A 12,903-nucleotide genomic window follows, 5' to 3' on the forward strand; every position below is an offset into this window, starting at 1 on the left:
GCTTTCGGACCAATTTAGCATTTCATTGCCGCAAGTACTTGTGTTTTCTGGCCTGAAGCAGTATTTTCGCGGGGTGGATAAGATAGCATTTGATTTTTTAGGGTTACACCTTTTGGAGCCGATGGCTCTGATCTTGAATTGGGTTATTGCAGGTTTCTGCATTTTTGCCTTTAATCAGTTAGGGAAATACAGGAACGACGCGAATTTTTACTGGCGCCTTTTTTACCTTACATTCGGACTTTCTACCTTTTTTGGCGGATTGGGACATGTGTTCTTCAACTACTGGGGATTCTTCGGAAAGTACCCAAGCTGGATTTTCGGTTGCCTGGCTAATGGGTTTGCTGCAGTAGGAATGCTTCGGTTTAAAGGAATTTCCACCCCGAAAAATTATGCTTTTGCCCTCATCTGGATTAAGAGTATTGCTTTGTGTTCCGTTTCTATTTTGACGCAAAAATTCATTTTTACAGCAATTGATGCCATTATTACTTACATCAGTTATACAGGTGTATATGCGTATATTTTAAATAAAAGGCACCCGGAAGCCCGGTTTTTGAAGAAACTGATCATTGGTGTCTGCATCCTGACTCCTTCGGCATTTATCTTTATTTTAAAGATCAATGTACACGAATGGCTGAATAAAGATGATTTGAGCCACATCCTGATGTTGGTAACGATTTATTATTTTTACCTTGGTATAAAAGAATGGGGACAAAGTCAGTCGCCGGAAGTAAAACATGTCTAAGAACGAAGTAAATATCAAAAATAAGCGCGCCCGCTTTGAATATCAGTTGGATGAATTCTTTACTGCCGGAATGGTTTTGTCCGGTACGGAGATCAAAAGTATCCGCAACGGAAAAGCGAGTATTTTGGAGGCTTATTGCATCGTTGATAACGGGCAGGTGTTTATTCGCAATATGCATGTTTCTCCGTATGAAAATGCGTCATTCTATAATCATTCCGTGCGTTCCGACCGGAAATTGCTTCTGAATAAGAAGGAGATCAAAAAGCTCGAGAAATGGGTAAAAACAAAGGGGAATACCATTGTTCCGCTCAGATTATTCTTGTCTGAAAAAGGCTGGCTAAAACTGGAACTGGCGACCGGTGTGGGGAAAAAGCTGCACGATAAACGTCACGACCTGAAAGAAAAAGACGATAAGCGCGAAATGGACCGGCTGAAGAAGATCCGCTCTTAATATTTAGGTTGAAATTTTTACTGCTAAGGACGCAAAGATTGTGTGTTACTCTTTGTCTTACGGTGAATTATCAGGTCGTCCGGTTCTCACAAAAATCCCAAAGTCAATAAATGCAGCATGCGTTCCTGTGTCAGCAAAATATACAACGCCACCGTTCCTATCCCCCAAAAGGAAAGATGATACAGGAATACGAAACTGAGTGTTTTTCGACGTCTCAAATAGGGGTAAAGCGGTACCAGGAACAGGACAATGAGTCCGAAGCGAATGCTGCCGATGTGAAAGTCGAATGGTGTCCGGTAACGCGTAAAATCATCAGAAGTAATCATTTTAACCGGTGTATGCAGGAACCAGGTCGTTTCAATAATGACTTCCGGATAAGCATATAACCAGGCGTAGCGGTTGTTCTGAACGTAATAACGGCCTCTTTTTTCCAGTTCGATACTGGTAATGTTTCCCTTGATAATTCCGTTATTCAATGATTTCGAAGAACCGATCAATACATCGGGCTCGTAATGCATTGGCAGGAAATATTCCGTAGACAGGGCCAAAGCGAGAACGAGGGAAATGCGCATGATATACTTGTAGATGCTCCAGCGCATTCCGCTTGTCAGGGAAAGGAAATACCGGTTGTTGTCTTTTGCCTGCTGCATTTTTTGCTGTTCGTAGCGCATTTTAGCCACGCGCATGCGTTCCAGCCGTTCTTCATCCGATTCGCTTCCCGTTCTCCTGGATGTTCTTTTCCCGGTAATTTCTTCTTTGTAATCGGGGTTTAAGAGGATCTCAACTGCTTTTCCCAGCTTGATAAAGACTTCATGCGCCAACGGATCCGGGTTGACATCCGGGTGGAGGCGCAGGGCCAGCTTTTTATATTGTTTTCGGATCTCCGCGTCAGAAGCGTTCGGGGGGAGATTTAATAAACGAAAGCATTCGGACCGGGTCATTTAAGCAGTGAGTTTAACGTTTCTTTCCTGCGGATCTTCCCGTATTCCGTTTTAAGAATGTGCGAAACAAGCTGTTTTTTGGGGGCTGCGTATTTCCCGAATTTTTCCCGGATAATTTCCTGAATCTGCCTGAATTTTTCTTCCGGAAGGGCTTCTTCCAGGATCAATACACATACTTCACCGAAGGTTTCATCCGGAATTCCGCCAATAATAAAAGGAACTTCGATCAATTCATCGATTACCTGTTCCATTCCTTCGGGATAGATTTTTAGTCCGCCGCTGTTGATGACAAAATCGGCCCTTCCCAACCATCTGAAGTGAGTGTGATCGATTAATTCTGCCAGGTCATTGGTTTGCATGTGTTCAATACCAAGGGTGGAATCGGTAATCACCAAAGAACCTTCTGAAAGATCTAAGTGAACTCCATCCAAAGCGCGGTAAACAGGATCTCCCATCTTTCTCAAGGCAATGTGAGAAACCGTTTCCGTCATTCCAAACCCAATGTAAACTGCCGGTTTTAAGGTTGAAAGTGTTTCTTCAAGCTGTGCGGAAAGTCCCATTCCACCGAGTAGGATGTTGTCGAAGCGGTCCAGTTTTTCGGGGCTTTCTTCCAGGATGGATTTTAGCTGATAGGGGACAAGTGAAACGAACGAATAGGTCTGTTTTGGATCGACCTCAACCAGCGGATTTGCCCGCGGTTCCACAACCTCAATGGAATAATTCCCGACGAGCGCACGAATCAGCATCATTTTTCCTCCGATCGTCATCGGTGAGAGAGGCATCAAAACACGTGCATTTTCAGTGAGACCAAAAACCGAATTGCTGCGTTTGGCAGAAGCTTCCAATTGTTCTCTTTTGAGCACGATCAATTTGGGAGTTCCGGTAGAACCACTTGTTTTTACCCTGTATTCCGGAGCTCCTTCCCGCCATAACGCGATGATTCCCCGGATTTCCTTGTAGGTTTCCGCAGAACAATCGGTATATGTTACTTCAAAAGCCATTTTTAATAATTAGTGATCATTTAAAAGTAATCACTTTTAAATAGTTGGAACAATACTTGCGGGTTCAATGGAAAACGAGTTTATTGAACGTTTGATTCCGATAGCAATCGGAATTTGAACCTTTTTAACTTTCAATATTTAATTGCTAAATTTAGACAAAGATTATGATACGTAAAAACACACATATGAAAATTATTGCAGCGCTTCTGTTGGGAACCTCATTCTTTACCTTTTCGTTTCATTCCAGTGAAAAAAGCGCACCCGATACGGAGCTTACAGTGAATGGCTCATCGGGAATCAAATTTTCCAAACTGACTTTTGAGAAAGCAATTAAACAAGCACAGGCAACGGGAAAGCTCATTTTTATCGACGTGCATACATCCTGGTGCGGACCTTGTAAGGAAATGGCCAAAACCACCTTTACGGATTCCGAAGTGGGAACGGTTTTTAACCGGCGGTTTATCAATTTGAAGATTGATGCCGAAGCGGGAGAAGATGGTCCGATGATCTCCAAAGCGTATACCGTGACGGCTTACCCGACACTGTTGTTTGTCAATGGAGAAGGAAAATTGGTAAGGAGATTAGTAGGGAAGCAAAGCAAAGAGAAATTATTGGCTGCGGTTTCAACGATAAAATAATTGAAAATTTTTGAAAGATTTCAATCCTATAAGATGTTTCTTCGGGAGATTTTTTGAACTCTGCGCCGATGCTAAAGCTTTAGTGCAAGCATTTGGAACTTTCTAAAACTTGAGTTTTAGCTTCAAACAATACCCTTTGTTCGTTGTGGCATAAAGCGTTTTCTTTTCCAGCAACAACGCACAGAAATTTCCCTTCATCAGGAAGTGCCAGGTAATTCCTCCGTCTTTGGAATAATCGATACCGGTTGTTCCACAGGAAAAAAGTAACTTTTTATTTCCCGTAACACAAGAGCGGTAACCATTCGGGAAAATTTCCGAGGCGATCCAGGTCTTTCCTCCATCTGTTGTATAACAGGCATTTTTAGATGCTTCTGTGTTTTTGCGGTAATCTCCTCCAACGATAACTCCGTGTATCGGGTCCCAAAAGAACAGGGAAAAAGGTCCGGCGCCTTCACCTGTTTTCATAGGTAAATCTACCGAAACGGTTCTTTTTGACCACAGGTCCATGTAATGGAACCGTGCAGAAGTATCTCCACCTGAAACAAAGAAATACGTATCGGGATTCAGGTATTGTGCACATGTTCCGCTGGCGGCATAGCATCCTTCAAGGTAATCGCTCTTGACTTTTTGGTCCAATTCAAGGAATGTATTCGATTCGGGAGTTCGCTTGCGGAAAAAGAAAGTGCCGTCAACCGGATCACCCAGGATGATCACCTCATTTTTAAACAGGGAAATATCGTCGAGGAAAATACCTTTTTCATTAAAAATGGGGGTGGCGGATTCCAGGTTTCCCTTATATACCATTCCGATATCACCGGAAACAATAGCGAAAATCGTATCCTTGTTCACAACGATGTCACGGAATTCGCCGTCATTTACAGGGGGAATGATGACTGTTTTGTTTTTGTCCTTCTCGCAGAATGCAATCACTCCGGTTTTGGAGGTTCCGAACAGTAGTTGGTGCTTTTTGTACCGAACGACAATGCGGGAATACGAGCTGTCTGCCGAAAAGTGCAACGTATCGACAGAAACCACTCGTTGAGAGATTCCGCTATTACTTAGGAGAAGGAGTCCTAAAAAGAGAATTGAATTTTTCACGCTGTTCTTCTTTTAATTGTGGAATATTGTCCGGAACGGTTCTTTTCCATCGTTTATGAGACCACAACCACGGACCGGGCTCTTCCAGAATGCGTTGTTCGAGTAAGCGCGCATGTGTTTCTGTAATTTTCCCCCAGGGCAGTGTTCTTGGCTCATCCGTCAGGAGTTGCAGTTCTACTTCATAATACCCGCGTTTGATTTTTTTTGGCAGGTAAAAAACAACCGCCTGATCGTATGTGTTGGCCAGTTGTTCTGCTCCAAAAATAATTCCGGTTGTCTGGTGTAAAAAAGTCATCCAGTAACATTTTGCAGAATCTGCCGGACTTTGATCGCTCAGTACCAGGGTAGCTGTCGGAACTCCTTTTTGAAGATACGCATTAAATGTGTCTTTGACAATTTTGGCGTGAATGACCTTCATTCCGAACCGGGAACGCAGGGCATTGATTTTTTTGTCCCAATAACCGCTTGTCAGTGGCATTCCGATTCCAATGGCCTGGTGCGGAAAGAAAAGGTCTTGCCCGGTAATCATCCATTCCCAGTTCATATAATGCGCAGAAACCAAGAGAACGCTTTTATTTTGCTCATAGAGTTGCTCCATGAGCTCCGGGTTCTTAATCTCGAAGCGTTTTCGAAGTTCTTTTTCTGAAATCCCAAGATTTTTAACTCCTTCCAGAAGCATGTCTGCGAAATAACGGTAGAATGACCGCTTAATTTTGCGGTGTTCTTTCGGGGATAAGTGCGGGAAAGAACGGGCGATATTTCCTTCAATGACTTTCTTTCGATAGGGAAAAACAGTAATTAATAAAAGGAAGAACAAATCGGAAAAACGATAAGTTATCCAAAGAGGGAGTTTGGAAAGAGGAAGTACGAACAAATAGTATGCGACCTTGCTCATTTCTTGAATTTATTGGGCCAAAGCGTGTGTAATTGTTTCCGGATCTCTTGCTCGCGTGCGCTGCTTCCGGCATGGAAGAACGTGCGATCCTTCAGGGAATCCGGTAAGTATTGCTGGGAAACGAAGTTTCCGGGAAAATCGTGCGCGTATTGGTATTCGGCCCCATAGCCGAGGTCTTTCATCAATTGGGTAGGGGCATTTCTCAAATGAAGCGGAACAGGAGCGTTCGGGTCTTGTTTGACCGTTGCAATTGCTTCGTCAATGGCAAGGTATGCCGCATTTCCTTTGGGAGAAGTTGCCAGGTAAATAGCGCATTGAGAAAGAATGATCCGTGCTTCGGGCCACCCGATTACCTGGATTGCCTGGAAGGTGTTATTCGCCAGGATCAGTGCTGTAGGATTGGCCAAACCGATATCTTCAGCAGCAGAGATAAGCAATCTGCGTGCAATGAATTTCGGATCTTCGCCACCTTCGATCATGCGTGCAAGCCAATAAACCGCAGCATCGGGGTCACTTCCGCGAATGGATTTGATGAACGCAGAAATAATGTCGTAATGCTGTTCTCCGTCCTTATCGTAGCGCACTCGCTGCTGCGCCAGCTGGTTTACCAATTCGTCCGTAATGACCGCCTTTTCATTCGGGGCGAAGGTATTGACAACCATTTCCAGTAAGTTCAGCATTTTACGTGCATCACCACCCGCTACAGCGATCAGGGATTTGTATTCGCGCAGTTCGATCTTGCGTTTGGAAAGAAGGACATCTTGTTTGATTGCGCGGTTAATCAGTTCCAACAGGTCTTCCAGTGTATGGCTTTCGAGGGTGTAAACCTGGCAGCGTGAAAGCAATGCCGAAATGACCTCAAACGATGGATTTTCAGTGGTCGCACCGATCAGGGTGATGGTCCCTTTTTCTACGGCTCCCAATAAGGAATCCTGTTGTGATTTGGAAAAACGGTGAATTTCATCAATAAACAAAACGGCTCCACCTGTCTGGAACATTCCCTGGTTTTCTGCTTTTTGGATAATTTCCCGTACATCCTTTACACCGGAAGAAATTGCTGAAAGGGTGTAAAAAGGCCTGTTCAGCTCCTTTGCGAGTAAGTTTGCCAGGGTTGTTTTTCCAACTCCGGGAGGTCCCCAGAAGATAATGGAGGGAAGTATTTTGGATTGGATGGCTTTCTTCAATGCCCCGTTTTCTTCCAGCAAATGCCTTTGCCCGATGTATTCGGACAAGTTGCCGGGACGCATACGTTCTGCAAGAGGAGCACTCATCTTTTAAAGAGTTCAATAGTTAGAAACGTTCAATAGGTCCAAAAGTTGAATGCAAGTATTTGAACTTTTCAACTCTTGAAACATTCCTTGAACTTATTTCAAAGATAAGCTTTTTCCAGCTAGTTGTCAGCCGGATTTACGGGATAATCCGCCATTAATTTATATTTCCCTCCCAATCGTGCCAGTAAATCGCGCCAAAGATCGTCGTCGAAAGCCTGGAAAATGTTCAGGTCGTCCGGAGCTTTCATTACGACCCAACTCAGGTGATCGATTTCTTTTTGCAGTTGTCCGGCACCCCAACCGGTATATCCGATAAAGAACCGGAGGTTTTCAGGAGTCATTTCATTGCGTGAGATCTGTTTTTTGATCTCTGCATAATCACCTCCCAGGTATACGTTTTTGCCGATCTGAACGCATCCTTCGATTGCTTTGTTCTGGTGCATGTAGAATAGCTGGTTGCGTTCCACCGGGCCGCCGAATCCGACCGGTATCCTGGCTTCCGGGAAATCCGCTACAACCGAATTGATCTCCATTTCCAGGGTGTTGTTTAAAATCAGTCCGAAGCTCCCTTCTTCATGGTGCTCGCAGAGTAAAATCACGGCGCGTGAGAAGTTACTGTCCATCAGGAAGGGTTCCGAAAGAAGCAAATCTCCTTTTGCAGGGTTTGGTTGCTTATTTATTTGTAAGGGAATCAACGCAGTTCATTTTTTAGGTAAAATACAACCTTTTTTTTAGTTGAAAAAGGAAATTTCCGACGATTTTGAATAATTAGTTAAGAACAATAGGTGGTCTGCGGATATTGATGTTTGCATTTTGCAGGATAGCGGCATTGCCCCTGATTCCGATTGTAAAACTTTTGTTCGTCCCGATAGGTGTCCAGTTGAAAACGACATTCCAGCAGTGGATATTTCGGTACAGGTTGATGTTGAAGTTACTGATTGCACGCTGTTCGATATCGTACATCATCCGGGCGCCGATTTTCCAGTTTGGAGTCAGGTTCACATCTCCGTTGAGTGTCACCGTATTCGTAGGCAAATAACGCTTTTCCCGGTAGGTAGCGGTGTCGGAATTTAAATTAAGTGCGAAAATGTGGTCTACGGTCAGTTTCCACGGAATCTCAAAATAAACCAGTTGGTTCGGATTCACGATCCATTGCTGGTATTGCGGATTCCAGACATTTGACATGTCGTTGGAGATCTTTTGCAAGCGATCGCGGCTCTTTTTGGTTGTTAGGATCAAGGTCGTGGCAAATTGGGCGGATTTTATCCGTCCGATTCCCTGTTTTGTCCGAAGTGCATATTCTTTTTTGATCAGACCTGTTGTATCGTTCCAGCCGTACCAGCTGTGATTGGCTGTAATGGTCAGGTTTATGAATTCATTCGGGTTAATCACCATGCGCATAGTCAAATCTCCCCAGTTCATGGAGTCTTTGAAAATATCGTAATCTGTGTTCAAAAAGAAGTTGTCTATCAAGCGTGTTTTCTTAAACCCGGTCACGGTATCTTTGTCACTTTTTTGCTTCAATTCAAAACTGTTGTTTAATCCGAAGATAATTCTTCCCGAAGATTGTGTCAGGTACTCGGAATAGAGGCTTCGCTCAAACATGCTGTAGCGCACTTCCCTGGCAACACCGTTGATTGTGTCGGTATAACTTTTTATTCCCTGTTGAATGGCAGGAGCATAATTGAATGAGATGGTTGGGGTCATGACATGACGCAACACGGTTTTTCGCTTACCGACAAAACGATAATAGGAGTATAAATTACTCGTCAGGGAAATGCTGGAGTTAAAGGAATGCGTAAACCCTCCGATCCCAACAGTGTCAATCAGGACGGCATCACTTAGGTTGCTGGTATCCACAACGGTTTTTCGGATAGTTTGAAAGTTGTAAATCTGTTTATAGGTTGCCGACGGCGTGATTCTGATCGTATTTTTCAACATACTGAACGTAGCCTGCACATTGAAGTTCTGAGTGAGCCCATTCCTGAAATTGTGTCCGATACTGTCGAATTGCCCGTTTTTCAAATAGGTGTCCTTGAAAGAAGAGCGGTTCTGGATTTCATTGGAATAGCTGATACCAACCAGTTTGTTGACCTTTTTGAAAGGGAAGATCCGGTTGGTTGTCTGGAAGTTGAAAATAGGAGAGGTGAGGTCGATGATATGGGTCGCGGAGTTTTGTCTCAGGCTTAGTTTCAGGTCCGCAGAGATCGGAAGTGAACCGAAGCGTTTCCCTACACGAATATCCGAGTTCAGGGTGTTGTTGAAGTATTGCGGGTTGTTTTGTGTGTTGAGTGTTTGTTTATTGGTTGAATTGGAGTTGTAGTTCACGTTTGCGGTGAACGACCAATTGGGATTCAATTTCGGGTCTTGGTTATGCGTCCAGCGGATGGTTGTTGTACTGAAAACAGTTGAATCCGGATAGCCGTAACGGAAGCGGGTATAGCCTAAATCGAAGTTTCCATTGTATTTGTAGCGGGTAGAATATTCGGAATAATTTCTGAAGCCAAAACTTCCCCGGGTATATCCTGTGCCGTAAACAATGGTTTGAAAACGTTCTGAAATCGGGATGTAATATCCCAAATCCAAAAATCCCATTCCATATGCTGAAATGATCGAGTATTGAGGCATAATGAAGCCGCTTTGCCGTTCTTTCTTCTTTTTCAAAGGGATCATGGCAAAGGGAAGCCCAAGTGGAGTAGGAACTCCCATGACCCATAAGTTGATCGGTCCGGAAACAATGCGTTTATCAGGGACCATGACTGCTTTCGAAAGAGCGAAATGATAATGCGGTTCTTCCAGGTTACAGGTGGTGAATTTTCCATGGACAAAATGCACATCTTCGTTGGGCTGCCGTTTTGCCTTTTCCATCGACAGGTAATATTCGTCCTGTTTGATGGCAGCTTCCTGGATGTAGCCCTTTTTGGTTTCAAAGTTGTAACGGATGGATGCAGCTTTCAGGGTGTCGCCATTATCAATGAATAGTGGTTTTCCGACTTTTCTTCCCAGAGAATCCTCCAGAAAAGTTGCCAGCACTTCGTTTTTATTGAGATCGATCAGAAGGTATTCCGCAGACATGTCAATCCCTTCGTAATTCAATTTAGCTTCACCGTATAAATGAACTTGTTTCTTTTTCAGGTCCGAATAAATGGAATCCCGCGCAGAATAGGTAATGATGGATTTAAAGTCCGTGTCGTTGATGTAGATTTTCCGTTGGGCGGAAGTGTCGGAAAGAATACTGTCTTTTTGCTTGTCCTGAGCAAATGCAAAAGAGAAGGAAATACAAATCAGCAAGCAGGATAGGGTCCTGATCGCAGCAGAAAAAATAAGGAAGAAGCCTTTTTTTGTTTTCAATGCTTGTATTAACGGTGACAAAGCTACGAAAATCCGATGGTTTTGGTTCACGAAGAATGTAACTACATTCTTTTGTTACGCATAGCTCGCTGATTTTGCAGATTAATAAGTTTTTACACCGGTCACCTACATTTATTCGTGTTCATTGCGTGGATTTAAACCCTCCGATTTCCTTTGTTAAAAAAAGCCTTTATACAAAAGCCGCGCCAGAAATGGCGTTTTTAGGGGTGTAACCGTTTTTTCAACATTTTATTATAGATAAGTTTCCACTTTGGTGTGAAGATTGCAGGTTAAAGGGCATTACTTTTATTCAGGAATCGATAGATTACAATATGAACCGATTAGAAAATAGTTTAAAATGGATGCGATGGATTGCATTTGCAGTTCCGTTTGTAATGCTCTTTGGCTTTCAGGGAAAGGAACGGGTAATCCATAGTAAACCGCTTGGAACAATCAAAACCATCGTTATTGATGCGGGGCACGGAGGAAAAGATCCGGGTTGTCACGGCTCTTCTGCGCACGAAAAAAATGTTTGTTTGGCAATGGCTTTGGAATTGGGCCGGAAAATCAAGGAGGGTTACCCTGAAATTAAAGTGGTTTTTACACGGGATAAAGACGTTTTTGTAGAGTTGGACGACCGTGCAAAGATTGCCAATAGGGCAAACGCAGACCTGTTTATTTGTATTCATGCAAATTCTGCTTCTGCCACCGCCTACGGAACTGAAACCTATGTGCTGGGATTGCACAAAACGGATGCACAGGCAAAGATTGCCGACCGTGAAAACAGCACTATTTACCTGGAAGCAGACAAGGGAGAGAAATACAAGGACTTCGACATGTCCCCGGATGCGATTATTGCACGACAGTTGCAACTTTCCGTCTTTTTGGATCAATCCATCCTGTTTGCCGATAAACTGCAGGACGAATTTAAAACCATCGGGCGTTATAACCGCGGCGTGAAACAAGCCGGATTTTTGGTTTTGTATAAAACGACCATGCCGAGCGTACTGATTGAAACCGGGTTCCTGACCAATCGGGACGAGGAAAAGTTTTTAGCTGATTCCGAAGGACAGAGTAAAATGGCGGGAGCCATGTTCACCGCTTTTGAAAAGTATAAGGCTGAATTAGAGGGAGTGGATTACAAAACAAGAGGCGCGCAGGAAATTGCGGACAATTCCGTTGTTGAAAAAAAGGACTTCAAAGACCAGGTCGTTTTCCGGGTACAAATCGAAACTTCCGAAACGAAAATTGCCGCGAATTCCAGTCGGTTTAAAAAGCATGAAGTATTTGAGTATCAGCAGGATAAATTGTATAAGTATACCGTAGGTGAGTTTGTGGATGATTTCAATGCAGCCAATACCTATAAAAACGAACTAAGACAAAAGGAATTTCCCAATGCTTTTGTGGTAGCTTTTCAAAATGGAGAGCGTATTAGTTTGGAAAAAGCTATTAAATTAGCAGAAAAATAAAAGTTTTGAAGATCAAAAAAGAAGTTAAGGCAGGTTTGATTGCTATTGCGGCGATCGGGTTGCTTGTTACCGGTATTAATTTTTTGAAAGGCTATTCATTTTTTGGAGGAGACTCTAAGTATACCGCCTATTTCCCAAATGCCGGAGGGCTCAGTGCATCCACATCGGTTTACGTAAACGGGGTGATCGTAGGAAAAGTTATTTCCGTTGATTACAATGCCAAGGGAGATTCTACCCGAAAAGTGAAGATGGTGTTTACTATCCAGGATGACGATCTGAAAATTCCAAAATCATCTGTTATTGAAACAGGGTCTGTGGATTTGTTAAATAAAGGATTGTTGATCTTCATGGGGGATGATCTCTCGAAAGGATACTATACGGAAAAAGACGCGATCCAGGGAAGAGTGCAGCTGGACATGTTCGGACAATTGAAATCCTATGCCAACCCGGTTCTTCAAAAAGTTTCGGCGCTGGTAGTGAATGTGGATAAAACCATCACTTCGTTGAAGGGGTTCTGGGATACAACGGCTACTTCCGAGATCAGACAGTCACTGGTAGAATTGAAAATGACGTTTAAAAAATTAGGAAATATTGCAAACGATGTCGAAGGATTGGTGGCTACTGAAAAAGTGAAACTGAGCCGCATTATGAATAATGTGGAATCAATCACTGGAAACTTAAAAGCTTCCAATGACAAGGTTTCCAAAATTCTTGGGAATTTCGAGAAAGTTTCGGACGACCTGGTGACAGCTGATTTCAAGAAGGTAATTACCAATGCGAATGCAACAATCGAAAAACTGAATGCTACGTTCGCATCGATCGAAGCCGGTAACGGAACGCTCGGTAAATTGCTGAAAGACGAAAAATTGTACAATGAATTGGTACAGACCAACAAGAGTCTTCAGAACCTGGTGGAGGACCTGGAAAAACATCCGGAAAGATACATTCACTTCTCAGTATTCGGTGCAAAAACAAAAGGTGTTCCGATTACTACCGGTGATGAGAAAAAATTACGTACCTTATTAGATTCTATCCCTGATTAAAAA

At 43.3% G+C, this 12,903-nt stretch carries 12 protein-coding genes; 5 read left to right on the forward strand and 7 right to left on the reverse strand.

All coding sequences use genetic code 11. The features are described 5' to 3' along the window. The first annotated feature begins 73 nt into the window (after positions 1–73). Together FO442_RS00440 and smpB are read left to right on the forward strand one after the other, a co-directional pair. Positions 74–742 (forward strand): DUF6962 family protein, encoded by a 669-nt coding sequence (locus FO442_RS00440; RefSeq protein WP_144331163.1) that lies wholly within the window; start codon positions 74–76, stop codon positions 740–742. Beyond that, entirely contained in the window at positions 735–1,193 is a 459-nt protein-coding gene (gene smpB, locus FO442_RS00445) for an SsrA-binding protein SmpB (RefSeq protein WP_144331164.1), read from the forward strand. Before FO442_RS00440 ends, smpB begins: the two co-directional genes overlap by 8 nt. A gap of 86 nt (positions 1,194–1,279) precedes the next feature. Here the strand turns inward: smpB and FO442_RS00450 are convergent, their stop codons facing one another. Continuing rightward, positions 1,280–2,134, reverse strand: a complete 855-nt coding sequence (locus tag FO442_RS00450) for a J domain-containing protein (protein ID WP_144331165.1) — start codon at positions 2,132–2,134, stop codon at positions 1,280–1,282. Next, positions 2,131–3,135, reverse strand: a complete 1,005-nt coding sequence (locus tag FO442_RS00455) for an AMP-binding protein (protein ID WP_144331166.1) — start codon at positions 3,133–3,135, stop codon at positions 2,131–2,133. Before FO442_RS00455 ends, FO442_RS00450 begins: the two co-directional genes overlap by 4 nt. A 185-nt stretch (positions 3,136–3,320) precedes the next feature. On the opposite strand from FO442_RS00455, the gene FO442_RS00460 reads away from it, so the two are divergent. Next, positions 3,321–3,773 (forward strand): thioredoxin family protein, encoded by a 453-nt coding sequence (locus tag FO442_RS00460; RefSeq protein ID WP_186279798.1) that lies wholly within the window; start codon positions 3,321–3,323, stop codon positions 3,771–3,773. 102 nt (positions 3,774–3,875) lie between these two features. Here FO442_RS00460 and FO442_RS00465 read toward each other — a convergent pair whose 3' ends face one another. From FO442_RS00465 to FO442_RS00485, 5 genes are all read right to left on the reverse strand, one after another. Further along, positions 3,876–4,871 (reverse strand): sialidase family protein, encoded by a 996-nt coding sequence (locus FO442_RS00465; protein WP_144331168.1) that lies wholly within the window; start codon positions 4,869–4,871, stop codon positions 3,876–3,878. Then, on the reverse strand, positions 4,828–5,766 hold the full coding sequence (locus tag FO442_RS00470; RefSeq protein ID WP_144331169.1) for a lysophospholipid acyltransferase family protein: 939 nt from the start codon (positions 5,764–5,766) through the stop codon (positions 4,828–4,830). The genes FO442_RS00465 and FO442_RS00470 overlap by 44 nt, the downstream gene beginning before the upstream one ends. Next, positions 5,763–7,037, reverse strand: coding sequence for a replication-associated recombination protein A (locus FO442_RS00475; protein WP_144331170.1), 1,275 nt, complete (start codon positions 7,035–7,037; stop codon positions 5,763–5,765). The genes FO442_RS00470 and FO442_RS00475 overlap by 4 nt, the downstream gene beginning before the upstream one ends. Positions 7,038–7,156: 119 nt before the next feature. Continuing rightward, positions 7,157–7,732 (reverse strand): YqgE/AlgH family protein, encoded by a 576-nt coding sequence (locus FO442_RS00480; RefSeq protein WP_144331171.1) that lies wholly within the window; start codon positions 7,730–7,732, stop codon positions 7,157–7,159. 73 nt (positions 7,733–7,805) lie between these two features. After that, a complete protein-coding gene (locus tag FO442_RS00485) occupies positions 7,806–10,388 on the reverse strand; it encodes a putative LPS assembly protein LptD (RefSeq protein WP_144331172.1) in 2,583 nt (860 codons plus the stop codon). Between the two features lie 362 nt (positions 10,389–10,750). Here FO442_RS00485 and FO442_RS00490 point away from each other — a divergent pair, with 362 nt between their 5' ends. After that, entirely contained in the window at positions 10,751–11,857 is a 1,107-nt protein-coding gene (locus FO442_RS00490) for an N-acetylmuramoyl-L-alanine amidase family protein (protein WP_186279800.1), read from the forward strand. A 5-nt stretch (positions 11,858–11,862) separates the two neighbouring features. Next, positions 11,863–12,900, forward strand: coding sequence for an MlaD family protein (locus tag FO442_RS00495; protein ID WP_186279802.1), 1,038 nt, complete (start codon positions 11,863–11,865; stop codon positions 12,898–12,900). Positions 12,901–12,903 lie beyond the last annotated feature (3 nt).

It is taken from the genome of Fluviicola chungangensis (genome assembly GCF_007558725.1).
Classification (GTDB): Bacteria; Bacteroidota; Bacteroidia; order Flavobacteriales_D; family Crocinitomicaceae; genus Fluviicola; species Fluviicola chungangensis.